This is a genomic window from Methanobacterium sp. BAmetb5 (assembly GCF_003491305.1).
GTDB lineage: Archaea > Methanobacteriota > Methanobacteria > Methanobacteriales > Methanobacteriaceae > Methanobacterium.
This window is the reverse complement of record NZ_CP022706.1, coordinates 1,375,001-1,400,000: the sequence shown is the minus strand read 5'-3', so window position 1 is coordinate 1,400,000 and position 25,000 is coordinate 1,375,001. Positions and strand designations below refer to the sequence as shown.

The following is a 25,000-nucleotide window of genomic DNA, read 5'->3' as shown; positions in this document are numbered from 1 at the left end:
TTTATATGGATATCAGGGGGATCAGGTGTTTATTATTGGGGACACACCACGTGATGTGGCGGCAGCCAAACCATTCAACCTGCACACCGTTGCTGTGGCCACGGGAAGATATTCTATCCCTGAACTGGAAAAAGCTGGTGCTGATTTTGTTCTGGAAAACTTGGAAGATGTGGATGGAGTTCTGGGAATAATCACTGGAAAATAATTCATCAAAGAACCTATCTCTCCAAATGCCTATTATCTTCCTAATGGGAGGGTTAATGCCGGTTTTAGTTAATATAATAATGGTCATAGGTCAATTTCCAGTAAACTGGTGATTTCTTTTTTAAGATCCAAAAATTCAGGGGCAGAACGGTCACGAACCCGTTCTAGGTTGATTTCAAATGTTTTCAGCACGGTTGCAGGGCGTTGACTAAGCACCACTACTCGATCAGCCAGAAAAACAGCTTCATCAACATTATGGGTCACGAAAATCACGGTCTTCTGCTCCTGGCTCCATATCCTTACCAGTTCTTCCTGGAGTTTGTGTCTGGTCTGGACATCCAGGGCAGAAAAGGGTTCATCCATCAAGAGCACATGAGGATCATTAACCAGGGAACGGGCAATGGCCACCCTCTGCTTCATGCCCCCGGATAATTCCCGTGGGTAACTTTTTTCGTAGGGGGACAGACCAACCAGTTTCAGATATTCTCTGGCCTTACTGTACCTCTCTTTTTTTTCCAGGCCTTCCATTTCCAGACCAAAGGCCACATTGTCCCGGACATCACGCCAGGGGAACAGGGAGTACTGCTGAAAAACATAACCCCTTTCCCTGCTGGGCCCAGTTATCTCAATTTCGCCCTCCAGAACGCGGCCACTGGTGGGAAAATCCAGTCCAGCTATCATCCGGAGTAGGGTGGTCTTTCCACAACCCGATGGTCCTACTATGGACAGAAACTCCCCTTCTGCAACGTTAAGGTTAATGGGATTCAGGGCTAACTGTTTCCCGCCATCATTGGGGGTAAAACTTTTAGTAACATTTTCCAGGGTTATCACCAGCTCACCTCCTTCTCCACTCTGCTGAAAAGATAATCCGCAGTCAATCCTATAATTCCAATGATCAACATCCCCACCAGTGCACTGCCAGTGTCTAACATGCTGGTGGAAGTGAATATCAGGTATCCCAGGCCACTATTGGACCCTATCATCTCGGCAGCAACGGTACACATCAGACCCACACCCACACCTACCTTCAATCCTGTGATGATGCTGGGTAGAGAAGCAGGTATCACCACCTTCTGTAGTGTCTGGAACTGGCTGGCTCCCAGAGTATAAGCAGACTCTAAGAGGACTTTATCCACTCGTTTAACTCCGTCCATGGTGTTGATGAGTATGGGAAAAACACTACCCACAAATATTATGAAAATGGCTGATTCTAAACCCACACCGAACCATAAAATAGCAAAGGGTATCCAGGCGATAGGGGGAATAGGTCTAAGGACACCAATCAATAAACTGGAAAGATCATGTGCAGTTTTGGACCATCCCATTAAGATACCCAGGGGAATGCCCACCACTGCCGAAACCAGTAAACCAGATATAACCCTTAACAATGTTAAGGAGGTATCGGCAATTAGTTGCCCATTAATAAGAAGGGATTCAAATGATTCTAAAACTTCAGAAGGGCTGGGTAAGAAGTAAGAGGGTATTAAGCCAGTGTATGAAGTTAAAATAGCCCAGATTATAATTATGGCCATAGGTAATAGGGATGAAACTAATATTTTCCTCATTCATAATCACCTAACACGGTTTAACCACCTAAAAAGCTTGTATCAAATATTTCATCAGATGTAAGGTTTTCTTTCAAGTATCCCATATTATTTTCAAGGGCCATGAACCTCAAAACATTATCCTGGAATTCCTTATCTATGGAGGAGACAAATATGATGTGCTGGAGGGACATAGTCTCCACATTGTCGTTGGTGGTTAACTCTTGGGTCACCATCTCTGCAGTTTCATTGGGATGGGTTCTAACATATTCTGTGGAGTTTTGGTGGATTTCCAGAAATTTTTGCAGTTCATCGGGGTGTTCATTTATAAATTTCTCGCTGGTGATTATCACACAGCAGGGATGGCCTTCGATTATATCATTGGAGTATACCAACACTTCACCAATTCCCATATATGGTGCAATGGATACGAAAGGTTCGTAAGAGATGTAGGCATCCACTTTATGGGCGGCAAGGGTGGAAGGAATGTTGTAAACATTCATGGATATTATGTCCACGTCTGAGGGGGTAATGTTGTATTTTTGCAATTCATACATTAATAGGACCTGTTGAATGGAGCTAACACCGGGAGTGGCTATGGTTTTATTTTTCAAATCTGCCGGGCTGGTAATGGGTGAGTTGGGTTCAACCACAATCCCACTACCCACCAGGTTGACTGCCCCTACGACTTTGATGGGGATCCCCTTACTTATCCCCTGCAAGGTGGGGGTTATCCCCACGTAGCCGATGTCCAGATCACCACTGGCCACAGCATCCACGATATTAGATCCACTGCTAATTTGTGTGGTTTTAACTTTTAAACCATTTTTTTCATAGGTTTGATTGTTTTTAGCCACAAATAGGGCGGCGCTGTGGTCGCAGGGTAAATATCCTACCTTTATAGCATTGGGGTCCTGCTGGTCCATAAATTCCCATGCACCCCAAATAGGGAGTACAATTACCAAAAATAGAATAATGATTTTATAGGCCTTCATGGGTCTCCTATTTTATAATGTACTGGGAGTTTCTGAATCTATTTTTTCATAATTTATGCTCGTTCTTGAGGGTTCCTCTACAGTTACACTGGGGCCCTTTGTGATCTTTGGATACATGCAGGGTATGGTTCACAATTATTATTAAGTTTGTGGGCACTAATAGAATAACTACTACTCTTCCACTTTTGGGAACTAAAAATTACGGGGGACTTTCAATGGATTATTTCCGGGAAGAAATGGAAACTATGCCTCGAGATGAATTAGATGCCCTGATAGATGAACGCATCCGTTACACGGTTAAGTATGCTGCTGATAATTCTCTTTTTTACCAGAAATGGTTCCGAAAAAACAATATAAAACCAGAAAATATCAGGGAACATGAAGATCTACGTGAACTGCCCATAATATCTGGAAAAACAGTCCGTGAACATCAACCACCCTCCACCAACGAGTTTGAGTTTAAAAGCATTGACTGGAACGAGGTCTTCACCATCCATGAAACCAGTGGAACCAGTGGAACTCCCAAGTCCTTCTTTTTAACCTGGGAAGATTGGAACCGGTATGCAGAGAAGTACTCCCGCTCATTTGTCAGTCAGAACTTCGGGATTGGTGATAGGGTGGTGGTCTGTGCTTCCTACGGCATGAATGTCGGGGCCAACACCATGACCTTGGCTGCCCAGAAAATTGGCATGACCATTATACCCACGGGTAAGTGCACCTTTCCCGTGCGCATAATGAGACATTATCAACCTACGGGAATCGTGGGCAGTGTTTTTAAATTAATACGCCTGGCCCGCCGGATGAAAAAAGAAGGATTAGATCCACATGACTCCAGTATTAAAAGGCTGGTGGCTGGAGGTGAAAGTTTTGCAGAGGAGTCCCGTGCTTATGTGGAGAAGTTATGGGGTGTTCCAGTTTACAACACCTACGGTAGCACCGAGGGAACCATGTGTGGAGAATGTAAGGAAAAGGTAGGGTTGCATGTTCCCGAAGATATGGTGCACCTCGATGTGTACAATCCCCAGATGGAAGACTTTGTAGTGGAAGGGGAATGCGGTAGAATAGTTCTAACCACATTACTGCCGCTTGGAGCCAAATCCGGGAATTTACTTTTGAACTATGATACTGAGGACACCACGGTGGTGGTCAGCCGTGATAAATGTCCCTGTGGCCGCACCCACCTGCGCATTCTGAATCCAGAAAGGGAAGCCGAAACAGTATGGGTTCTGGGCTCACCATTTAACCGTGTGGATATTGAGAAAGGGGTTTTTCAGCCAGAGAATATGGATTATCTCACTGGAGAATACGAGGCCTTTTTGTATGGGGATGAGTCCGAGGTTACCCTCCGGGTGAGTGTGGAATGCCAGGATACTCCGGACCGTAATTTGGAACTGGTGGAGGAGAATTTCCTTAAATCATTCCTGGAATATAAACCTGCCCTATCTGAAGCATATCACGATGGTTTATTTAACGTTAGCTTCAATTTTACTGAACCGGAAGGTCTTGAATTTTATAAGATCAGGGGTAGGCCCAAGCGTTTGGTTGATCGTCGCTGAGAGTAAATGGGCAGTTATTTTTTCCCGGTAAGTGGTAGGTGGAAAATTAGGTGCAGGGAATATTGAGCCCTTGGATTGGGTCCTGTTTTAAATTTAAATACTGTTACCAGGGGATTAATAATAATCAAATACCTGCACAGTCCACTGCACCTGATTAGCAGGAAAATCAGGGATATCAATGTTAACCATGTAATTTCCCGGGCTGGTTTGATGTTGCAGACTCATGGTCTTGGGAGACGTATCCCCTCCCTTCCAGGTCAGATCATCGCCCGATGTACCTCCACTGGATCCGTAGATCTGGCACTTTAAACTTGTTTCTGGAGATAAGGGCTGGGCAGTTAGATAAACCTTCATTTTTTTCCCTTTAATCTGAAAGGACATTACATCATCCGAAGTTCCATTGTAAACCGCGATCTGATTCCAGGATGCCTGGGTGGAAAGGAAAGAATCAGTACTATTTATATTCACCTGGGTATTGGGCCACAGTAGGGCAACTGTAACTATGAACAGGATTATAATTCCTACAGAAATTAATTTGAGGTTTTCAATGGAAAATCCATCATCATCTTCGCTATCAGACTTTTTAGGAGGTTGTTTAACCTTCAGTGCTTCACCACAAAACTCGCAGATAGCGGCGTCATCCTGATTTTCATGTCTACATTTAGGACAAATCATCTTATCCACCCTTTTTTTAGAAAAACAGTTATTTTAATTTTTTATGGTTGAGGATATTTATGTTTATGTTATTATGGTAATAGTTCTCTGGTGGCTGTCCGGTTCCCCTTTGTGTGGTGGAAATCGTTTTAAACCATTTATAATTAAGAGGAGTTTTAAAAGAGTGGGATAGAGTGAAGTAAGTAGATTATTTATTAAAGTTTTCAACTTCTAAAACCTGTATAGAATTAGTAGGGCAGTTTAACTGGCATTCTAAACAACCACAACAGTCTGCGGTTTCTATACTGCATTTTAAATCTTTGATGGAAATGTTGTTCATGAGGCAGGCATCCACACACACTCCACACCCGATACAGCTATCATTAACTTTGGCCTGGAATTCGTCCTCTACGAGTATGCCCACAATTGTACGGGTGTTATCAATATTTCCAGTGAGAGAATAGGTCATGTATAAAAAGTCACGGTTACAGCAACCGGTTACAGCTTCAGCAACTTCAATTGAGCTCCAGGAAAGATTTCTACCATTTAAATAGTGCGAAACAGTTGAACGGTCCATTCCCAGCTTCTCGGCAATATCTTTTTGGAAGTAACCCTGTTCTCGTAGCTTCACCGCTGCCAGGTACTTTAATCCGGATGCAATATGTTTAGGCATAATAATTCACCATGTGTATCAATTACACATTAATCATTGCTTCATATTTATAGGTTTGCTAACCTTAAGCCCATAGGGATAGTCACTTATTATCTTAATAACAGGGATTAGCCTCTAGATTAAGTTCATCCACCCCTAAAATGAATTTTCTATTCTGTTCCTTCACCAAATTGTAGGGCTGGGCAGTGAATGACTCGTAAACAATAGCCGGAACTCCTTTCTTGATTAAGGGAATGGTAGTATAGGTAGTGCTACTGGGGTTGGGTGCAGAATAGTAAGGAACACCCTCCACCAGGTTAGTTAGGTTATGGGCGATGTCCAGTGAGGTGCCCTTAGGTATGGGGGTGAATAAAAACACCCTTTTGGAGTATTCTCCATCTGTACCGTGAACGTCAATGGCCAGGGAGAAGCTTTCCTGGGCAATATCCGGAACCACGTATTTATTGGAAAGTACTTGCCCGTTCATTCTCCCTTTTGAAAAATCAGAAGCATATTTGGTGACGTTAATGTAATAAATGTAATAACAGTATTTTAGAGAGTTGGAGTTCTCTCTGATATTTTCTCCTATGGATTTGTGGGCAACGTGTTCACGGGGATGTTCTCCCAGTATGTAAGCCACCTTCACTGGAGAACTAACGTTCCCGTAGGGTCCCATTTTAGCAACAGTTCCATAAGATTCATTTCCCAGTACGACGCAGGTCACGATGGGTGTTGGAGAAGGTTCTTCTGCAGAATAAACATTATAGATGGGAATCATTACCATGAATAAACATAAAACTGTAAATATGCCTAGAATGAGTTGATGGTGTGGATGGTTCCTTATTTTATTTTTTAGACCTTCTATCTTCCTTTTCAAAACCGTAAATTTAGCCTTCACTGCACCGCCCCATTGGAAAGATGTCTATCCCTGGCTATATATAAACTATACTCTTATGGGACTAAAGTGGACGGAATAGTTAGTTTAAATTACTTAAACAATTAATTAATCTTAATTACTCCATGAATATGAGGATAAAGCCTATTTATGCATTTTTAACAGTTTATAAAATTCAAATTAATTAGTTGAGGTTCTATTTTTAAAAAAATAGGAACAGAAAAATATTTTAAAAAAAGGTTGATAAATTTGCCAGGTGAGTTGGCATATCTAATTCAAATACCATTGCCCTAATTTATTAAATTTAGAACCTAAATCAGGACTTCAACTCCATTCTCTTTCAGATATTCTTTAACTTCTCCAATACTCAGCAGACGATAATGAAAAACTGAGGCAGCCAAGAGTATTGATGCACCTCCTTCAAAAACACCATCTTTAAAATCTGAAAGTTTACCTGCTCCTCCCGAGGCAATAACTGGAAGATTAACTGCATCAGAAATTGATCTAGTGAATTCCAGATCATATCCATTTTGAGTACCGTCTCCATCCATACTTGTGGGGAGAATTACTCCAGCACCTAATTCCTGGCATTCTTTGGCCCATTTAACAGCATCCCGGCCCGTGGTTTTGGTTCCTCCCGAGACCACCACTTCAAATCCCGAAGGCATCTGACTGTTGCGGCATCCGTCAATGGCCACTGTAATCCGTTCATTACCGTATTCATGGGCAGCCTCCCCTACTAGTTCCGGGGTTTTAACTGCGGCGCTGTTCATGGATACCTTATCTGCCCCGGCCTTAAAAGTGAGATCAATGTCTTCCATACTGGCGATCCCCCCACCCATTGTGAGGGGGATATCAATAACTCCCGAGACATTTTGGACCCATTCCAGACGTGTTTTACGGTTTTCCACGGTGGCTGCAATATCCAGCATAGCCAGTTCGTCTGCACCTTCATCCTGGTATAATGATGCGTTTTCTACGGGGTCACCCGCATCCTTTAAATCCACAAAATGAATACCCTTCACTACACGACCATCTTTCATATCCAGACAAGGCATAATTTTTACATTAGTCATCATACATTCCCCCTTCAAAGGCAATATGATTATTATCTTAACTGCATATAAAAAAAATGAAGGTGAGATCGGATATAATTTATTTTTATACAGATATTTTAAGAAGAAAAATGTGGTAAATCATCATGTTAAACGCAGAAACTTACATAACTTCTCAGAAAGGAATTGGGGGCGAAATCCGAACCATAAATGAGGATTTTTACGTGGAAGAAATCCCGGAAACTCCACCCAGTGGTGAGGGACCCAACACCTGGATCTGGATTGAAAAAAACGGTAGAACCACTCTGGATGTTGTTCTGGATATTGCCCGGGAACTTAAAATCAACCGTAAACAGATGGGATTCGCGGGAATGAAAGATAAAAGGGCAATAACTCGACAATGGATTTGTATCAGTAATAAAACCCCTGAAGAACTTCAGGGACTGGAAGATAAGCTCCATCATGTTAAAATAATCAACATAGTTCCTAACCAGAAGAAATTACGTATGGGGCAGTTGATCGGAAACAAGTTTCGTTTAATGGTGCGCGATGTGGGTGAAACTGAACCAGCAGCTCAGGAAGCAACAAAAATCCTTAATGAACTGGAAAAAAGGGGAGTACCCAATTATTATGGATTTCAACGTTTCGGTAAGGACCGGCCCAACACTCACCTGGTGGGTAAAGCCCTGATCAAGGGAGGTGTTAAGGATGCAGTGGACCGCTACATTGGCCATCCCTATGACACCGAGCCCCGACACATTCAGGAAGCCCGCAGATTGTATGACCAGGGAGAACTGGAAGAATCCCTGGAATCAATGCCCAGTGGAATGAGATATGAAAAAATGATGTTACGTACCCTCATTAAAGAAAAAAATAAACGGGGCGAACTGGTTGAGAATTCTTACATCAGAGCGTTGCTGAGCCTTCCCAAACCCCTCAGCCGGATGTTTGTCCACGCGTATCAGTCCTATCTGTTCAATCGGGCAGTCAGTGAACGCAGTAAACTGGGCATTGACCAGTATGTGGAAGGGGATATTCTGATCGACAACGAAGAACACCTGATCCATGAATTTTCCCGGGAAGAAATTAATCAGGAGATAAAGAACTTCCAGGCCCATCCTTCCTCACCTCTTTACGGCAGTAAAGTGCCCCTGGCCGGTGGTAAGCTGGGAGAGATGGAACAGAAAATTTTGGATGAGGAAAACCTTAAACTGGATGATTTCGAGGTACCTCCGATGCCTAAACTGGGCAGTCATGGCATACGCCGGGCCATGAGGTTCAGGATATGGGATGTTGCTGCCGAGGCAATGGAAGAAGGAGTAATGTTGAGTTTTTCCATTCCCAAAGGTTGCTACGCTACCAGTGTTCTTCGAGAGGTTATGAAGAAAGATGTCTATTGAGGAAACTCTTAAAATAGTCCGAGAGACTCTAATAATAGTTGAAATGTTCAGGAATAAACGTTTATTGGGGAGTAAGATACATTGAATGTTTTAAACGCTATTTTAGGTGCTATTGGAGGGATGGTCCTAGCCCTTCTGCTTTTAATGGTCTACAACAAATTTAATCAGAAAAAATAGAAAAACAGATGTTTTTCACTACCAATGTTTTACATCGGGGTAGTGGAAATTTATCCATTTTAAATACCTGAATGTGCTAAAAAACATAGCCTTGAAAACTATGGTCCTATGTACCATTTTTTTAATAATCATTTTACTTCTCCCATGCTCTTACCAAAGCCACATGGAATATGGAGTTATATGTTAAGTTACCCCTCAAATTGAGGGGTGCCCCCTCAGTAATTTATCTAAAATAATTTTTCGTAAGATAAGTTCAAGTTTCTAAAACTAGTTCAATGTTTCTCAAATGAGTTAAATCTAAAAATAATTTAAAGTATTATTTAGAAAAGTTAAAGTTTTTCAAATAAAGGTTTTTGAAGAATATAATGGTTTCCTATTCTTCTGCGTACTTTTCAGGATTTTCATCAAACTGTTTTTTACATCCTGGGGCACAGAAGTAATATTTTTTCCCCTGGTATTCACTGACCCATTTTGCATTTTTCTCATCCACATCCATTTTACATATAGGATCCACGGCCATATTCATCACTCCCATTTATTATTTGCTTCAATTCTATCTGGAGTTCCTGGTTATTATTTTTTAAGAACTATCTCTTTAAGAGCTAATCTTTTTTTCAGGAATTACTTCTTTTTAAGAACTACTATTGATTCTTTTTTAAAGATTTTTAAGGCTTTTTAAGAGAATATTTTTTCTTTTACTTTGATCAGGACCACCTTTGGTTACTAATCTCCCCCAGATAATTCTAACTTCTTAGAGGGGGGCATGTATCCTTTTAACAGGAGGGAAAGGGTCACCACGGTCACGGAACTTAGAGCCATAGCCAGACCCGCATATTCTGGCCGGAAAGTAATCCCAAATGAAGGATAAAGTAATCCTGCGGCCACTGGTATCAAGATTACATTGTAAGCGAATGCCCAAAATAGATTGAGCTTGATACGCCCCATTACCTTGCTAGAAAGCTGAACCCCGGCCACGGCGTCCAGTAAATCATTCTTGATAAGAACGATCTCCCCACTTTCAATGGCCACATCAGTACCACCACCAATGGCTATTCCCACATCGGCCTGGGCCAGGGCCGGGGCATCATTTATGCCATCCCCCACAAATGCCACCACTTCCCCCTTATCCTGGAGCCGTTTAACTTCTGCAGATTTATCCTCGGGTAAAACTCCAGCCATCACCTGATCTATGCCTATCTTGTTGGCAATGGCTTTGGCAGTCCTCTTATTGTCCCCAGTTATCATGACCACTTCCAGTCCCATTTTTTTAAGTTCGCTTATGGCTTGAGGGGTGTTCTCCTTCAGAGTATCGGCCACACCCAGGATACCAGAGAGAAGATTATCCACTGCCATCAGGACGGCAGTTTTACCCTCTTCTTCCAGTTTCGAAATTATCTCTTCCTCTGTATCCTGAATGGGGATACCATTATCATTAAGTAAAGTTCTGTTCCCAATAAGCACGTTTTTCCGGCCAACATTGGCTGAAACCCCTTTACCTCCGAAGGTGTTAAATTCTTCAGCCTTATGTAAGTTGAGATCGTTATCCCGTGCTTTGGTGACAATTGCTTTTGCCAGGGGGTGTTGTGAATTACTTTCCACACTGGCGGCCAGTTCTAATAAATACTTATCATCCATAGTAATTCCTATGAGGTTGGTAACCTCTGGTTTCCCCTTAGTCAGTGTCCCGGTTTTATCAAAAAGAAATGTGGTTAATTTTTCTGATATTTCCAGTGCTTCCCCGTTTTTAACCAGAATCCCCAGTTCGGCCCCTCTACCTATTCCAACGGTAACTGCCGTCGGGGTGGCCAAACCCAGGGCACAGGGACAGGCTACCACCAGAATGGATATCAGTACAGTGAGTCCGAAAAGAAGAGTGCTTCCCAGAAGGAAATACCATACAAGAAAGGCCACAATAGCCACGGTTAAGACAGTGGGGATGAAATAAGTAACAGCTTGGTCCGCTATTCTCTGCACTGGTGGCTTGGATCCTTGTGCAGATTCCACCAGCTTAATAATTTGTGCCAAAACAGTGTCTCTACCGATTTTTTCGGCCTGAAAATTCAAAACCCCGTTTTGGTTAATGGTACCGCCCACCACACTAGAACCTGATATTTTAAGGGAAGGAATGGGTTCACCGGTGATCATGGACTCATCAACGTAACTTTCACCCGAAATTACCTTTCCATCCACGGGTATCTTATCTCCGGGCTTGACCAGTACAGTATCTCCCACCATCACATCTTCCACAGGAACCATGGTTTCAACTCCATCTTCACGTAGGACCAGGGCGGTTTTGGCCTGGAGACCTATCAGTTTCTTGATTGCGGTACCAGTACGGCCTTTGGCACGGGCTTCCATCCACCGGCCCAGCATGAGGAAACCAGCCAGCATCAGAGCCGTCTCGTAGAACATGAATTCGGGGGTGAGTACTATGTCGAAGGTTCCCAGAATACTGGAGACGAAAGCCACCCCTATACCCATGGAATACATCACATCCATGTTTAAACTGCGATTCTGGAGAGAACGGTAAGCAGCCGAGAAAATAGGATAGCTAACATAGATAAAGGGGAGGATAGTAACCGCCAGCATGAAGTAACTCATATTAAAGGGTAGCATGATACCAGAATACATTAAAACCATTAACGGAATGGAAAAAGCAAAGGCCACAATGAAGCGATTCCTTTTGTCCTTCAAATCTGCTTCACGGAGTTTTTCCTCCTGGTCTTCCTGCAGTTCTCCCTCCACTCCCAGGTATTCGTATCCCAAATTTTCAATAGCTTCTTTCATTTCCGTAACACTGGTCATCTGGGGATTATAAGTCACGTAGGCTTTTTCTGCCGCCAGGTTCACGTTCACCTGGCTGATTCCATCGATCTTTTTCAAAACTCCCTCAATGGCCTGCACGCACATGGCACAGGTCATGCCTCCCACCTTGATAACCACCTGCTGGTTAACCACACCGTAACCTGCTTCTTCCACTGACTTTTCAAGTTTCTGTAGTTCTACCTTCTCGGGATCGTACTCCACCGTGGCTTTTTCAGTACCAAAGTTAACCTGGGCCTCTTCCACCCCTTCCAAGCCCTGCAGGGTTTTTTCAACGTTAAGGGCGCATGAGGCGCAATGCATACCCGAAATCTTGATTTCAGCCTTTTTTTTAGAATTTGCCATGTTAATCCTGCCTTTGGAGTTCATGTTTCTATTTTGTATGTTTTAACTTCCCTCTGATCTATGAATATTCTGGGTTCATGGTTCTAGACATCTTTAAAACCATTTTTCTACCTTTTAATGTCTTTAAATATATTCCCTTCCTTCATTACCACTGGAATGTTATCCGGGTTTCCCAGTGACTGGATATCAGTGAGGGGATTGGTGGTACAGATCACCACATCGGCCAGTTTTCCGGGTTCAAGGGTACCAATCTTATCCTGCCATCCCAGGAGTTCGGCGGCATGTTTGGTACCAGCCTGTAACGCTTCCATGGGTTCCATACCTGCTTTACAGAGGAGTCCCAGTTCTCGCAGATTCTGTCCGTGGGGACCAATTCCACTGTCAGTCCCCATAACTACCTTAACCCCGGCCTTTAAGGCACTCTGCACACTTTCCTGATTTTTATAGTAAACATTCCTGGTATCTTCCTGGCTGTATTCAGGGAGCTCTCCTGCTTCCAGTTTTTCCAGGTTTATTTTGTGCACCAGCATGGTGGGCACCATCCAGGAATCAGTTTCCAGCAACAGGTCAATACATTCGGGGTCCAGGTAAGTCCCGTGTTCAATGGATCGGATGCCGGATTTCAAAGCGTTTTTTATACCCTGAGATCCATGGGCATGGGCCATAACTCCCAGACCACGGAAAGATGCTTCTTCCACTATTACCTGTAACTCTTCCATGGTAAACTGTGGATGCTCTGGACTATCATTGGCACTTATAACCCCCCCAGTTACCATAACTTTGACCACATCGGCACCAGCCCTTAAAACTTCTCTAACCCTTTTTCGAACTTCTTCTTTACCATCGCAGACTGATTTGGGTAGTCCTGGGTAGGTGGTTTTAACCTGGTGGCCAGATTTCAGTTGCAGATCGAAGTGCCCCCCACTTACAGAAAGGGGCATGATGCTGATTTGGAGCCGGGGGCCAGGGATTATACCCTGTTCCACGGCAGTTTTAACTCCAAAATCTGCCATACCTGCATCTCGGACAGTGGTAACCCCGGCATGGAGTGTTTTTTTCAGATTAACTGTGGCCTGGTAGAAATATAATGATAAAGGAGTAAATAGGGGATCTTCAAAGCGGAAACCGGTGAACATCAGGTGGACATGGCAGTCAATGAAGCCCGGGAGTATAAATCCTTCCTGAGCATCAATATATTTGATTTTCTCATGGGGGGGCTTAATGGAATCTTCAACGCCTGCCGCTATGATCTGCTGATCTTTGATTAAAACTCCGGCATTTTCCAGGGGGTTCCCGCCATTACCATCTATAAGAGTCCCATTATGGATGAATAAATACATCATTGCACCGTCCTTCCGACTTAATCCCTGATTCATTAGTATAATCCAATTCTTGAGATTTTAAATCTAAATTTTTTTTCTGGTTCTTTGACCTGGTGGCCAGTAAGTGATTATTGTAAGTTATGGGTCTTATTTTTATCTGGAAAGGTGTGCTAAAAAATAAATACAGAATACTAGGAGAAAATTAAGTGCGGTTCTGGATTTTTTTCATTATTATTTGTGAGGCTTCTTTCAGTTGTGGGCAATACACTTTCTTTTGGTTCGTCTATCTTTAAAATGAAAGAAAATAATATTAAGGACATGGTAGGGATATAATAAATATTAATTTGAAGGGGGTGAAATTGGGCGCAAATTGAACTAGTGGTTCTAATCAAAATCTTCTTTTCCCAGTGTAGTTTACTTGCCGCGAAAAACTTGAGCGCATAGTGATTTTCATGGTAACAGTGGTATTAATGGTTTGCCTTTTGTTGTTTAGGTACCATTGAGTAGTTCTTATTACATTTCTATAACTTCACGGCAATACAGTACTGGTTTAAGACAAAGTTGTTGAATAATAATGCTTTTATGGAGGTGAAAAGCATGGTTGAAGTTAAATGGACTCCAGTTATAATCGGTTTGGTAATTGCAATAGTACTGGGATTGATCATTGACATGATTCTCCCAGGATGGAGCATAATCGCTTACCTCATAGCCACCATATATGTTGGTTACACTGTGGGTGGTGGCTACACCAACGGAGCTATCCACGGAGCACTCGTCGGAGTGGTAGCAGGTATTATCGCCGGAATTATATTAATGATCATCGGTGGAGCTGTTGCTGGATTGACTGGAGTAGGTGTCGGCATATTAGCACTGATCATAGCCATCATAATTGAAGCTATCATTGGTGCCATAGGCGGAGCCATAGGAGCCGCAATTAAAGGAGAATAGAAAAACACCATTTTTCTTTTTTTTTTATTTATTTTTTTATTTTTACAAGAGGTGAAATAAATGGACATTGACTGGGGAGCAGTAATCGTAGGATTCATCTTATCCATAATATTAGGGGCCATTTTTGGCCTGATTATACCGGCAGTGGGTTCAATTATAGGTTTACTCCTGGCGGGAATAGTGGTCGGTTACATGGCCGGTGGAAGTGCCGGTAATGGGTTAGCTAATGGAGCGATATCCGGTTTATTCGGGGCTATTATATTGTCCATTCTATTGCTCATATTCGGAACCCTTATCCTGGGATTAATAGGATTTGCCGCAGCCACTTTGACTTCACTGGTCCTGTTTATAGCCTTCTTCGGGGTCATGATCATGATGGCCATTGGAGGGGCCGTAGGTGCTTTAATAAAAGGAGAAGCATAGAAAAGTTCACAGTTTAATGAACTTCCCCCTATTTTTCTTTATTTTTCACACTGGGTTCCTTTATTTTTATATAGATTCCAATTTTTCATGAAAAATTCGTTAAATTTATTTAAGGACAGAATAACAAAATTTATACTGTTTAATGAGTGTACTACTGAAGGTTTAAACATGATCGATCAAAAAAATATTATCATTGGAACAGTCCTTGCCCTGGTCCTGGTCTTTCTTTTTGGGCTGGTCCTGCCTTTTATTGGCGGTATTATAGCCATGATAGTGGCCAGCATTGTAGTCGGATATCTGGTAAATGAGAACGTGAAGAATGGTGCAATGCATGGTTCTGTGGTGGGATTTTTAACCGGTGTAATCTATATTCTCCTGATATATGCTATATACGGCTTCTCTAAGGAGATAGTCAGTGTTCTTATAACTCTTTATTTATTATTAATACCCATATACGTCCTTTTAGGTTTGGGTGGTGGAATTATCGGTTCGGTTATAAAAACAAGACGAGATTATGGAGAAATATCAGAAGAACCAGGTTCTGAGGAAGTTCCCCCGGAACAAACTGAGAAAAAGGAATAATGGTAAAGATAATATCTTAAAATATAGGAAGAGGTGATTTTAGTGGTGGACTGGAAAGCAGTGGGGGTAGGTTCCATTATAAACGCAGTTTTAACCCTGGTGCTCCTGATTTCTGTCTTTCCTTTGTTCTTCGTCGGCCCTCTGGTAGGGGGTATGGTGGCAACCTACATTGGACGTGGAGAGAAAGAAGATGCACCAGTAGAAGGTGCGTTGACCGGAATCATTGGGGGAATTATAATCGGAGTCCTTTTCATAGCTGGTTTCGGGGCTTTAAGTGCCATTATAGGTCTAGTATTTGCCCAAGTCGGAGTTGTTGCTGGTGCCATTACCGTAATAGCCGGTGTATTCTTCACTGTACTGGCCATATTTATTGGAGGAGTTCTGGGCCTGGTAGGAGGCTTTGTAGGGGCCGAAATCAGAGAAAATGGTAGAAAAGAAGTAATTGAAAATTAATTGATTTACCCCAGATCAAGGATTGGTTAAGATAGGGAATCAATCCTTTATTTTCGATTTTTTTTAGAATAAACTGGATTTTTAACAAAATTGGACTTCAACCTAAGACTTTCAACCTAAACTTTTAACCACATTCACCTGGCAATTTTTTTAGCATGATTTTTAGGGATTAATCCCGGATCTTAATAATCCCTGCGTCGGCATCAACCTCAACTCGGTTGCCTTTTTTTAAGATTTTAAGAACATTCTCCTCTGGCTGGTCAACCATGGGGATACTGGCCATTATGGCTCCAGTGGCAATGATGGGCTCTGCTTCCAGGGCAATAATAGCCAGGGGAGCAGTTTTATTCTTGGCCATTTGATAGATCACGTAGGACCCCACAGTGGAACCCTTACCTGAGGGGATCACCAGAATTTGGCCACTGATATTCTGCTGGTAGAGTTCATGCTGTCTATCGGTTATATCTCCAGTCTGGGGATTAACACCACCCAGAAAGCTCAGAGGGTCACTGGAAATTATTACTTTTCCCTGGGCCTGGCCACGTGAAATTTTACGACATTTGATAATACGAGAAGTCATGGTATACTGTTCCTTTTTATTTTCCAATCATTCATTGGTTTTCCACCTTAATAATTCTCCACATTTAATATTTCCATATTTAATAAAAAAATAGAATTCAAGAAAAAAAGGGAAAGTTTTTGTGGATCTTAAATCCAGGGATTTGAAACCTTCTGTTTTGTTTATTCCAGTTCTAATTCTACTCCGCCAATTTTTGGCCTCAGACAATTGTACAGGAGAGCCATTATGGAGTAAATTATGAATGTGAATATTAATGACCCCACAATGTTCCCTAAGAAGTAGCCTAATCCTCCTGCGAAATTTCCAGCGATGCCGTAGCTGATTAAGGCGGGTATGGCGAATATGAAGTTTACAATGGTTAGCACCACGGTGGTTATTATGGCCAGGGGTAGTGGGGGTATTTTTTTGATTTCGAATATGTTTCCAGTTTTTGAGGAGAATTTCAGCCTCACACCACCAATTTTAGGGGCCAGGATGTTGTACAGGATGGCGCTGATGGCTGAGAATATGAAGGACCATATCAGAACCAGGATGGGTATTCCAATGACCATGATAATAATTCCAATTATTCCCAGGGCACTTAAACCCTCTAATCCCGTGGCGGCTGTGGCACTGATTGATATTAATGCAGCACCTTGTAGGGACACGGCCACGATGGGGGCTACTACCAACATCACTAAAAAGGTGAGAATGGTGTAAATGAGGGATAACATGAGAGATACTGGTATTACTGGGATGGACCTAACTTCTTTCATCTCAACCATTCCCAGCTTAATACCACCAATTTTGGGCACCAGTAAGTTGTAGAGTAGCGCGGTAACAAATGAAGATACAACACTGAATAGGAAAGATCCCACAGGTAAAACCAGTATCAAAGCCACAGCCATGGTGGCCATAAGGCTAGAAATTAAACTGGCTTCGGCTGGTAGGAAAACAGACACTACTCCCAGTATTAAAATTAGTATTATTGCATATATAAGTCCTAGAACTGCTGATATTGAAGAGGACATCAGAGTGAAGGGTACGATAGCTACAGATTTTATTTCCTTTAATTGTTCCATTTAAATTAACCTCCCAATGTAAAATTATTTAAATTTATTATAATTATGGTTATTCTATTTATTATTAATCTATTATTAGTCTGAAGGGAGTGTTCACTGAGCCCACTGTAATTTGCATTCTTAAAAATTCTTTAAAAAAAGTTGGATTGTTATTTAGGGATTTTTTGGGAAAAATAAAAAAATGGGGGAAATAATTTTTTCGGGTGTTATTCCAGTACCAATTTGATTCCACCGATTCTGGGCTGTAAGACGTTGTAGAATACTGTGGCCAGTGCAATCATAATGAAGTACATTATGAACCAGGATATGGCATAGCTTATGAGCCAGATTATTGCTAATACAACATCTCCGGTCATTATGCCCATTACTAATCCGTATATTGCCCCTAAGACTGCCATTACCATGGATATGGATAGTGCGGCAGGTACCACTGGAATGTTGGTTAACTCGAATCCATTGGCTGCTTCGGCGAATATGAGTTTTAGTCCACCGACCTTGGGTATTATGATGTTGTAGAATACGGCGAATAGTGCGTAGGCAATGAAAGTCAGGATGAACATGGCTATGGGCATGATGATGATCCAGAATAGGGCCCAAATGCCGGATATTGCAGCCATCATTCCACCGGTTGGTAGTGTTGCATTGGTAACGTTGGTTGCATTGGCGGCTAAATTGGCGGCAACTGGAATTACTCCGCTGACCAGTGATAACACTGAGCTACCTGCCAGGCCAATGTAGAGACCGGTTAAGAATGTTAAAATAGCGACTATAACTGATAGTATCAGGGCGAAAGACATTACTGGAATCGATTTAACTACTTCTCCTTCCATACCTAGTTTTATGCCTCCTAATCTGGGTGCTAAGAGATTGTAGAGTAATGCCAGAATAAAGGCGTAAACTATGTTGAAGAAGAACGAGGTTAAAGGCCATAGGATAATTATTGATAATCCTAACACGGTTATGAAACCAGCGAACATGCTCATACCCGGTATGAGTGCTGCTATTGTCCCGAAGAATAGAATAACAAGAATTGCTGCGATAAAGGCTAGAATGGCGTGTATTGAAGAGGTCATCAATGTGAATGGTGCAGCTCGGATGTGTTTAATTTCTTTGATATCGACCATTTTTTCACCTCCCTTTATAATAAGTATCAATAGTGTTTATTGTTGGTATTATATTAAATTTTCGTTACCGGAGGTGTAAAAGGAGCAAAATATGAAAAAATAAAAAAAAATAAGGGAAAAATAGGGGTTATCCTGAATAGGTTCTATTTTAAAGAATGGTTAAAACCATTCCTTTGATTTTTCCAGAACATTATCCACAATCTGTACTGAAGATCCCAGGTAGGTGTGGGGGTCCATAATTTTTTCCACTTCTGCGGGGCTCAGATAATCCTTTATCTCTTCCTGTTGGAGAACCACATCCTTCAGACTGATATTTTTTTGGTTAGCTTCCAGAGCACATTTACGGACCAGCGCATAGGCGCTCTGCCGGCCCATTCCTTTCATGGTGAGTTCAGACATGAATCTTTCGGCCATGATAAGTCCACCAGTGAAGTTAAGGTTTCTCTCTATGTTTTCCGGGTAGAAAACCAGTTTTTCCATCAAACGGATGGTCAGGTTCAGTATGTAATCAGTGAGAATGGATGCTTCAGGGAGCATGATCCGCTCCGATGAGGAATTAGTAAGGTCCCTTTCATGCCATAATGCGTTGTTCTGGAGTGCAGGTGAAGGATATGCTTTAATAATCCGTGATACTCCGCAGATTCTCTCGGCGGTGATGGGGTTCATTTTATGAGGCATGGTACTGGAGCCCACCTGTTTTTCAGGGTCAAAACTTTCCCCTAACTCTTTGATTTCAGTACGCTGCAGGTTACGAATTTCCAGGGCAATTTTATCCAGGGTACTGGCCAGGTTAGACAGGCTCATAATGTATTCAGCATGATTATCCCGTTGCACCACCTGGTTGGAAATTAGCACCGCCGGGAGTCCCAGTATTTCTGAAACCTTACGGTGGACCTTCAATCCATCTTCACCCAAAGCGGCAGTGGTACCAACAGCTCCGGTCATCATACCCACGCAAAGCCGTCCTTTACAGGATTCCAATCGTTCGTATTGTCGGTGGAGCTCATCTGCCCACAGGGCGAATTTCATCCCGTAGGTGGTGGGTAGGGCGTGCTGTCCATGGGTTCTACCTATACAAACTGTTTTTTTGTTTTCGTCAGCTAGTTTCAGGACTATATTCACTAAACGGGCGATTTTATCCTGTATAATATTAATAGACTCCTGGAGTAAAAGGGACTGGGAACTGTCAATGATGTCATTGGAAGTAGCACCAAAATGGACGTATTCTCCAGCTTCACCATCACATACCTCGGCCAGAGCTTTTACAATAGAGGCAATATCGTGATTGGTTTCTTTTTCAATTTCTGCCACTCTTTCATTGGTCACATACTGGGTGCTAGCCTTATTTCTTATTTCCTGGGCGGCTTCCTGGGGTACCAGGCCCATTTGGGCTTCGGCTTCGGCCAGGGCTGCTTCAACTTCCAGCATTTTCTGAAGTTTATTCTCTGCTTCCCAGACTTTTTTCATTTCTGGGGTTCCATAACGAAATTCAATGGGGTGAATAGCCATGTTTTAAAACTCCTTAAAATCTACTTAAACTCTTTTAAAATATAAAATCCAATAAATTCTTTTTAAAAAAACTTTTACCAATAAAATTTTAGGCCTTAATTAATCAGGGGAGTAAATAGATGTTACTCCTCTGCATAGCATCAAAATGGGCCTAACTCCCAAAACTAGGTTGTGATGTGGCCTTAGGAATATGAAAACCGGAGGGCTATGCAGAAAACAGCCAGGATTACTGTCATTATGACTACCTGTTCCGGGCTGAGCTTGGGGCCTTTGGTTTCCTCTTCAAAGTACCTTACCAGACCTGCTCCACTGGGGGGAAGGTATTTTTTTTCTTTCTTTGCCATTGGAATCACCGTTAATTTGATCTTGATTTAATAATAATTACTACTTGATTCACTTTATTCATCAAAATATTTATAATATCTATCTTAATTTTTACCGCCTTATATTTATAGTGGTAAAGGGGGGAATGTTCTTGACATTAAGTATAAATTATCACAGGATCAATTACCATTAGTAGAGTTTAAATGATGTTTGGGGTGTGCAGGGCTTGGATCGTATTTTTATCAGATTATAATCTTTAAATATAACTCCAGATGTCTTTATGGGTTTATTATTTTAAATTAATATAAAAAATCAGGGAATTAATATGGGATACTTTGAAACATTGGAAGAAGGCACAACAAAGGCCTATAAGGTGGCAGAAGAGGCCCGGAAAAAAGGTCATGATATTGAACTTGAACCAGAAATACCCCTTGCTAAAAACCTGGCTGAACGTGTCGAGGGGCTGGTGGGTCCACCTGGGGTGGCTGAGAAGATTAAGAACATGGAAGACACCATGTCCCGTGAAGAGGTTGCTTTCCATGTGGCCAAGGAGATAGTCACCTCAGATGAGGTGATGAAAGCTGACCCTGGAAATAAAGACCAATTCAAAATAAAGGAAGAGGCTGCTGATCAGGCAGTGCGAACTGCTCTGTCTATTATCACTGAGGGGGTCGTGGCGGCGCCATTGGAAGGAATAGCCCGAGTATCTATAAAAAGAAACTTTGACCAGACCTGGTATCTGGCCGTGTACTTCACTGGACCTATACGGAGTGCCGGTGGAACTGCCTCGGCACTGGCAGTTTTGGTCACCGATTACATACGCTACAGTATGGGATTAGATGCTTACAAACCCACTGATGGAGAAATTGAACGTTACGTGGAAGAAGCAGAGCTTTACGAATCAGAAGTAACCAATTTGCAGTACTCACCTTCGCCGGATGAGGTCCGCACTGCCGCCAAGAACATACCCGTGGAGGTCACTGGTGAACCCACCGACCAGGTGGAAGTGTCCCACCGGGACCTGGAGCGTGTGGAAACCAACCATCTTCGAGGAGGTGCCCTTCTGGCCATGGTGGAGGGGGTTATCCAGAAAGCCCCTAAAGTCCTGAAGTACGCCAAAATGTTGAATATGGAAGGATGGGACTGGCTGGATGAGTTCTCCAAAACTAAAAAAGTGGAAAAGACAGAAGAAGCCGATGAAGAATCCAAGAAAGAGGAAACTAAAATAGATGACAAATATATGAGGGATATAATCGGCGGTCGGCCTGTTTTAGCCTACCCTCAAACCAGAGGGGGCTTCCGTTTACGATATGGCCGGTCACGCAACACTGGACTGGCAGCCATGGGGGTGCACCCGGCCACCATGGAAATAGTGGAATTTCTGGCAGTGGGCACCCAGATGAAGATTGAAAGGCCAGGTAAGGGGAACTGTGTGGTTCCCTGTGACACTATTGACGGGCCATTGGTAAAACTCAGAAACGGTGACGTGGTAAATGTAGATTCAGTGGAGGAAGCCCGTAAAATCAGGTCGCAGGTGGTGGAAATAATCTATCTCGGTGACATGTTAGTGGCGTTTGGGGAGTTCCTACGGAACAACCACCCTCTGTTACCCGCTGGCTGGTGTCAGGAATGGTGGATACAGCTTTTGGAAAACTCAGACAGTTATGATGAAGGACAGAGACCAGAACTGGACCGCTATCTTCAGGAAGGAATCAGTGCTCCCCTGGCCTTTGAGTTATCTAAAAAGTACCAGATCCCCCTCCATCCGGATTACACCTACTTCTATCATGATGTAACCAGAAAGGACCTTAATGCCTTACAATCCTGGTTAAACCAGGATATTGATGATCATAATATGGAAGATAGTCTGATACGGGATCCAGGGCCTGAAAAGAGAATACTGGAGTCTCTGGGAGTTCCTCACCGTGTGCAGGAGGGTAAAGTTGTCCTGGCTCCGGATGAGGCTTATACTCTTCTCAACACATTATCACGGCCCCTGAACACAGAGGATAATATTTCCACCATGGAGGCTGTAAATCAGGTTTCACCAGTGGAGATAATGGCTAAAGCACCCACTTATCTGGGTGGGAGAGTAGGAAGGCCGGAAAAAACCAAGGAAAGAATGATGAAACCCGCACCCCATGCCCTGTTTCCCATAGGGACCAATGGGGGTAGCCGGAGGAATATTATCGATGCAGCCAAAAAGGGTAACATAACCGTGGACATTGCCCGGTGCAAGTGCACTAATCCGGAGTGTGGTGTGGGGTCCATGCAGGCCATCTGCCCGGTCTGCGGGGCACGTACAGTTCCATCTAGTTCCGGGAAAAAGAGAATAAATTTGGCCAACCTCCTCCGAAAGGCCTATAAAAATTCAGGAGTACGCAAACTGGATGAAATCAAAGGGGTGCAGGGAATGATATCCGAAGAAAAATTTCCAGAACCCCTGGAAAAAGGAATACTGCGTGCAAAAAATGGAGTATATACATTTAAAGATGCCACCATACGTCATGACTCTACAGATTTGCCTTTAACTCATTTCATACCTCGAGAGATAGGTGTAAGTCCCCAGAAACTTCGTGAAATCGGATACACTCATGATATCCACGGGGATGAGCTTAAAAATCCTGACCAGGTAGTTGAGCTCCGTATACAGGATCTGGTAATATCCGAGGCCTGTGCCGAGTATCTGGTGCGTGTTTCACACTTCATTGATGATCTGCTGAAAAATTTCTATGAAATGGAACCATTCTACCAGGTTAAAACCAAAGAGGATCTGGTGGGGCACCTGGCAGTTGGTCTGGCACCACACACATCTGCCGGTGTTCTGGGGAGGATTATAGGTTTTACCAAAGCTGCAGCCTGCTATGCCCATCCCTACTTCCACTCGGCTAAGCGTCGAAATTGTGACAGTGATGAAGATTCAGTAATGCTCTTAATGGATGCTCTACTTAATTTCTCCAAGGTCTACCTTCCCAGCAGCCGTGGAGGCCGGATGGATGCTCCACTGGTTCTTTCATCCCGTATAGATCCAGAAGAGATCGATGATGAATCCCATAACCTGGATACCATGGAAACACTTCCCCTAGAGTTATATCAGAAAACTCTGGAGAATGTTAAACCTGCGGATGTGGTGGATCTTGTGGACAATGTGAAGAAAAGACTGGGTAAGGATGAACAGTACCGTGGATTGATTTACTCCCACGAGACATCCAGCATCCATCAGGGGCCAAAGATATGTCTCTATAAAACATTACCTACCATGAAAGAGAAGGTAGATGAACAGATCAAGTTAGCAGAGAGGATTCGTGCTGTTGATCAGAAGGGAGTGGTGGAAGGAGTTTTGAATTCCCATTTTCTCCCGGATATGGCGGGAAACATAAGGGCTTTTGCCCGGCAGAAGGTACGTTGCACGAAATGTAACAAGAAATACCGCCGTATACCGCTCTCTGGGGAATGCAGCTGTGGTGGGAACCTTATACTGAGTATATCCAAAGGTTCAGTAATGAAATACCTGGATATATCCAAGGAACTTGCAAATCGTTACCCTATAGATCCTTATCTTGTTCAAAGGATCGAACTCCTGGAGTCAGGGATCCATTCCCTCTTTGAAAGTGACCGATCCAAGCAAAGCTCACTGGATGTGTTTTTGTAGAAGGGATTCTACAAGGTTAGGGGTACTTCAAGATTAGTGTACAATGGTGTTATTGTACACTATCAATGGAGTTTCATTGTATTTCTGTTCACTTCAAGGCGGGTTATAATGGAGGGGAGTGAGGTTATCATGGAAACAGTTTGCAATATAAGAGTATTCATGGATAGAACTGTTTGGAATCGGAAAGTTATATAAGATACAAGTAAAATAAAATAATGTAGATTAAAAACGCCTCTAGGGGGTTTATAGGGGAATTTCATGAATTTAATTAATACATAATTATTGTTTATTTTAAAAGTTGAGTCGGAGGATAAAGGATGAAGGATGCCCGTATTATTGCTGCTATACCAACCAAGGCGGAAACATGTGTTGTGAAGAATAATGGGATATTTGAGAAGTTCAGTCATGAAAAAATTTTAAAATCCTGTTTCATGGCGGGAGCCCCCCTTTGGGCGGCTGAAAAAATCGCATCTCAGGCTGCAGGCGCGGCCTATGATGGGGTTACTACCAAAGAAATTAAGATGTGGGTTTATGATTCCCTGAAGAGGGTAGATCCAGAAATGGCTGACAAGTATCTTAGAAGTAATCAGTTACGTGTTCGAACCGCACGGGACACCATAGAATCTTTCGACAAATCTAAAATCGAGAAAACACTGATTGTAGAAACAGGTGCCAGCCCGGAACTGGCGGATAAAATCTCCACTGAAGTTTGGAAAGAAGTT

24 protein-coding genes (2 of these 24 cut by a window edge) are annotated in these 25,000 nt (G+C 42.7%); 9 read left to right on the top strand and 15 right to left on the bottom strand.

Annotation, left to right across the window (positions count from 1 at the left end; all coding sequences use genetic code 11):
* Positions 1-205, top strand: partial view of an HAD hydrolase-like protein gene (locus tag CIT02_RS06830; RefSeq protein ID WP_292610908.1) — the 3' end only. The gene continues 485 nt to the left of window position 1, outside the view; only the last 205 of its 690 coding nucleotides appear in the window; its start codon lies off the left edge, out of view; the stop codon is at positions 203-205.
* A gap of 83 nt (positions 206-288) precedes the next feature.
* Here CIT02_RS06830 and CIT02_RS06825 read toward each other — a convergent pair whose 3' ends face one another.
* The 3 genes from CIT02_RS06825 to CIT02_RS06815 are packed head-to-tail and all read right to left on the bottom strand — an operon-like array spanning position 289 to position 2,743.
* Entirely contained in the window at positions 289-1,035 is a 747-nt protein-coding gene (locus tag CIT02_RS06825) for an ABC transporter ATP-binding protein (RefSeq protein WP_292610906.1), read from the bottom strand.
* Positions 1,032-1,769, bottom strand: a complete 738-nt coding sequence (locus CIT02_RS06820; protein ID WP_292610904.1) for an ABC transporter permease — start codon at positions 1,767-1,769, stop codon at positions 1,032-1,034. The genes CIT02_RS06825 and CIT02_RS06820 overlap by 4 nt, the downstream gene beginning before the upstream one ends.
* A 20-nt stretch (positions 1,770-1,789) precedes the next feature.
* The gene (locus CIT02_RS06815) at positions 1,790-2,743 is read right to left on the bottom strand and encodes an ABC transporter substrate-binding protein (RefSeq protein ID WP_292610902.1); all 954 of its coding nucleotides are present in this window, start codon (positions 2,741-2,743) and stop codon (positions 1,790-1,792) included.
* Between the two features lie 215 nt (positions 2,744-2,958).
* Here CIT02_RS06815 and ftsA point away from each other — a divergent pair, with 215 nt between their 5' ends.
* Positions 2,959-4,299, top strand: a complete 1,341-nt coding sequence (gene ftsA, locus CIT02_RS06810; RefSeq protein ID WP_292610899.1) for a coenzyme F390 synthetase — start codon at positions 2,959-2,961, stop codon at positions 4,297-4,299.
* A 114-nt stretch (positions 4,300-4,413) separates the two neighbouring features.
* Here the strand turns inward: ftsA and CIT02_RS06805 are convergent, their stop codons facing one another.
* From CIT02_RS06805 to hisF, 4 genes are all read right to left on the bottom strand, one after another.
* A complete protein-coding gene (locus CIT02_RS06805; protein WP_292610897.1) occupies positions 4,414-4,974 on the bottom strand; it encodes a zinc ribbon domain-containing protein in 561 nt (186 codons plus the stop codon).
* A 187-nt stretch (positions 4,975-5,161) separates the two neighbouring features.
* Positions 5,162-5,626, bottom strand: coding sequence for a helix-turn-helix domain-containing protein (locus CIT02_RS06800; RefSeq protein WP_292610895.1), 465 nt, complete (start codon positions 5,624-5,626; stop codon positions 5,162-5,164).
* A 94-nt stretch (positions 5,627-5,720) separates the two neighbouring features.
* Positions 5,721-6,503 carry a hypothetical protein gene (locus CIT02_RS06795; RefSeq protein ID WP_292610893.1) on the bottom strand — a complete coding sequence of 261 codons (783 nt, stop codon included), beginning with the start codon at positions 6,501-6,503 and terminating at the stop codon, positions 5,721-5,723.
* 308 nt (positions 6,504-6,811) lie between these two features.
* On the bottom strand, positions 6,812-7,576 hold the full coding sequence (gene hisF / locus CIT02_RS06790) for an imidazole glycerol phosphate synthase subunit HisF (RefSeq protein ID WP_363124166.1): 765 nt from the start codon (positions 7,574-7,576) through the stop codon (positions 6,812-6,814).
* Between the two features lie 125 nt (positions 7,577-7,701).
* Here hisF and truD point away from each other — a divergent pair, with 125 nt between their 5' ends.
* Positions 7,702-8,955, top strand: a complete 1,254-nt coding sequence (truD, locus tag CIT02_RS06785; RefSeq protein WP_292610889.1) for a tRNA pseudouridine(13) synthase TruD — start codon at positions 7,702-7,704, stop codon at positions 8,953-8,955.
* Between the two features lie 550 nt (positions 8,956-9,505).
* On the opposite strand, the gene CIT02_RS06780 is transcribed toward truD, so the two are convergent.
* The 3 genes from CIT02_RS06780 to CIT02_RS06770 all read right to left on the bottom strand — a co-directional run bounded on the left by CIT02_RS06780 (position 9,506) and on the right by CIT02_RS06770 (position 13,676).
* On the bottom strand, positions 9,506-9,652 hold the full coding sequence (locus CIT02_RS06780) for a YHS domain-containing protein (protein ID WP_292610886.1): 147 nt from the start codon (positions 9,650-9,652) through the stop codon (positions 9,506-9,508).
* 203 nt (positions 9,653-9,855) lie between these two features.
* Positions 9,856-12,300, bottom strand: a complete 2,445-nt coding sequence (locus tag CIT02_RS06775; protein ID WP_292610884.1) for a heavy metal translocating P-type ATPase — start codon at positions 12,298-12,300, stop codon at positions 9,856-9,858.
* Positions 12,301-12,407: 107 nt separating this feature from the next.
* A complete protein-coding gene (locus CIT02_RS06770; RefSeq protein WP_292610882.1) occupies positions 12,408-13,676 on the bottom strand; it encodes an amidohydrolase family protein in 1,269 nt (422 codons plus the stop codon).
* Between the two features lie 543 nt (positions 13,677-14,219).
* Between CIT02_RS06770 and CIT02_RS06765 the strand changes: the two genes are divergently transcribed.
* From CIT02_RS06765 to CIT02_RS06750, 4 genes are all read left to right on the top strand, one after another.
* The gene (locus CIT02_RS06765) at positions 14,220-14,570 is read left to right on the top strand and encodes a DUF5518 domain-containing protein (RefSeq protein ID WP_292610880.1); all 351 of its coding nucleotides are present in this window, start codon (positions 14,220-14,222) and stop codon (positions 14,568-14,570) included.
* 60 nt (positions 14,571-14,630) lie between these two features.
* Positions 14,631-14,993, top strand: coding sequence for a DUF5518 domain-containing protein (locus tag CIT02_RS06760; protein WP_292610879.1), 363 nt, complete (start codon positions 14,631-14,633; stop codon positions 14,991-14,993).
* A gap of 168 nt (positions 14,994-15,161) precedes the next feature.
* A complete protein-coding gene (locus CIT02_RS06755; protein WP_292610876.1) occupies positions 15,162-15,575 on the top strand; it encodes a DUF5518 domain-containing protein in 414 nt (137 codons plus the stop codon).
* 42 nt (positions 15,576-15,617) lie between these two features.
* Positions 15,618-16,028, top strand: a complete 411-nt coding sequence (locus CIT02_RS06750) for a DUF5518 domain-containing protein (RefSeq protein ID WP_292610874.1) — start codon at positions 15,618-15,620, stop codon at positions 16,026-16,028.
* Between the two features lie 169 nt (positions 16,029-16,197).
* Here CIT02_RS06750 and CIT02_RS06745 read toward each other — a convergent pair whose 3' ends face one another.
* The 5 genes from CIT02_RS06745 to CIT02_RS06725 all read right to left on the bottom strand — a co-directional run bounded on the left by CIT02_RS06745 (position 16,198) and on the right by CIT02_RS06725 (position 20,646).
* Complete coding sequence (locus tag CIT02_RS06745) at positions 16,198-16,596, bottom strand: DUF126 domain-containing protein (RefSeq protein ID WP_292614927.1); 399 nt, start codon at positions 16,594-16,596, stop codon at positions 16,198-16,200.
* Between the two features lie 173 nt (positions 16,597-16,769).
* On the bottom strand, positions 16,770-17,669 hold the full coding sequence (locus CIT02_RS06740; RefSeq protein ID WP_292610871.1) for a hypothetical protein: 900 nt from the start codon (positions 17,667-17,669) through the stop codon (positions 16,770-16,772).
* 206 nt (positions 17,670-17,875) lie between these two features.
* Positions 17,876-18,793 carry a hypothetical protein gene (locus CIT02_RS06735; RefSeq protein ID WP_292610869.1) on the bottom strand — a complete coding sequence of 306 codons (918 nt, stop codon included), beginning with the start codon at positions 18,791-18,793 and terminating at the stop codon, positions 17,876-17,878.
* A gap of 159 nt (positions 18,794-18,952) precedes the next feature.
* Entirely contained in the window at positions 18,953-20,302 is a 1,350-nt protein-coding gene (gene purB / locus CIT02_RS06730) for an adenylosuccinate lyase (RefSeq protein WP_292610867.1), read from the bottom strand.
* A 182-nt stretch (positions 20,303-20,484) separates the two neighbouring features.
* On the bottom strand, positions 20,485-20,646 hold the full coding sequence (locus tag CIT02_RS06725; protein ID WP_048072968.1) for a preprotein translocase subunit Sec61beta: 162 nt from the start codon (positions 20,644-20,646) through the stop codon (positions 20,485-20,487).
* A 305-nt stretch (positions 20,647-20,951) separates the two neighbouring features.
* Here CIT02_RS06725 and polC point away from each other — a divergent pair, with 305 nt between their 5' ends.
* Positions 20,952-24,278, top strand: coding sequence for a DNA polymerase II large subunit (gene polC / locus CIT02_RS06720; RefSeq protein WP_292610864.1), 3,327 nt, complete (start codon positions 20,952-20,954; stop codon positions 24,276-24,278).
* 317 nt (positions 24,279-24,595) lie between these two features.
* Positions 24,596-25,000, top strand: partial view of an anaerobic ribonucleoside-triphosphate reductase gene (nrdD, locus tag CIT02_RS06715; protein ID WP_292610862.1) — the 5' end (the start) only. It continues 1,902 nt past the right edge of the window; only the first 405 of its 2,307 coding nucleotides appear in the window; its start codon is at positions 24,596-24,598; the stop codon falls past the right edge of the window.

What these genes read in the sequence shown, in the direction of transcription:
- CIT02_RS06820 (WP_292610904.1), bottom strand. Translation starts at nt 1,769, where the DNA reads ATGAGGAAAATATTAGTTTCATCCCTATTACCTATGGCCATAATTATA.
- CIT02_RS06815 (WP_292610902.1), bottom strand. Translation starts at nt 2,743, where the DNA reads ATGAAGGCCTATAAAATCATTATTCTATTTTTGGTAATTGTACTCCCT.
- ftsA (WP_292610899.1), top strand. Translation starts at nt 2,959, where the DNA reads ATGGATTATTTCCGGGAAGAAATGGAAACTATGCCTCGAGATGAATTA.
- CIT02_RS06805 (WP_292610897.1), bottom strand. Translation starts at nt 4,974, where the DNA reads ATGATTTGTCCTAAATGTAGACATGAAAATCAGGATGACGCCGCTATC.
- CIT02_RS06800 (WP_292610895.1), bottom strand. Translation starts at nt 5,626, where the DNA reads ATGCCTAAACATATTGCATCCGGATTAAAGTACCTGGCAGCGGTGAAG.
- hisF (WP_363124166.1), bottom strand. Translation starts at nt 7,576, where the DNA reads ATGACTAATGTAAAAATTATGCCTTGTCTGGATATGAAAGATGGTCGT.
- truD (WP_292610889.1), top strand. Translation starts at nt 7,702, where the DNA reads ATGTTAAACGCAGAAACTTACATAACTTCTCAGAAAGGAATTGGGGGC.
- CIT02_RS06780 (WP_292610886.1), bottom strand. Translation starts at nt 9,652, where the DNA reads ATGGCCGTGGATCCTATATGTAAAATGGATGTGGATGAGAAAAATGCA.
- CIT02_RS06775 (WP_292610884.1), bottom strand. Translation starts at nt 12,300, where the DNA reads ATGGCAAATTCTAAAAAAAAGGCTGAAATCAAGATTTCGGGTATGCAT.
- CIT02_RS06770 (WP_292610882.1), bottom strand. Translation starts at nt 13,676, where the DNA reads ATGAATCAGGGATTAAGTCGGAAGGACGGTGCAATGATGTATTTATTC.
- CIT02_RS06765 (WP_292610880.1), top strand. Translation starts at nt 14,220, where the DNA reads ATGGTTGAAGTTAAATGGACTCCAGTTATAATCGGTTTGGTAATTGCA.
- CIT02_RS06760 (WP_292610879.1), top strand. Translation starts at nt 14,631, where the DNA reads ATGGACATTGACTGGGGAGCAGTAATCGTAGGATTCATCTTATCCATA.
- CIT02_RS06755 (WP_292610876.1), top strand. Translation starts at nt 15,162, where the DNA reads ATGATCGATCAAAAAAATATTATCATTGGAACAGTCCTTGCCCTGGTC.
- CIT02_RS06740 (WP_292610871.1), bottom strand. Translation starts at nt 17,669, where the DNA reads ATGGAACAATTAAAGGAAATAAAATCTGTAGCTATCGTACCCTTCACT.
- CIT02_RS06735 (WP_292610869.1), bottom strand. Translation starts at nt 18,793, where the DNA reads ATGGTCGATATCAAAGAAATTAAACACATCCGAGCTGCACCATTCACA.
- purB (WP_292610867.1), bottom strand. Translation starts at nt 20,302, where the DNA reads ATGGCTATTCACCCCATTGAATTTCGTTATGGAACCCCAGAAATGAAA.
- CIT02_RS06725 (WP_048072968.1), bottom strand. Translation starts at nt 20,646, where the DNA reads ATGGCAAAGAAAGAAAAAAAATACCTTCCCCCCAGTGGAGCAGGTCTG.
- polC (WP_292610864.1), top strand. Translation starts at nt 20,952, where the DNA reads ATGGGATACTTTGAAACATTGGAAGAAGGCACAACAAAGGCCTATAAG.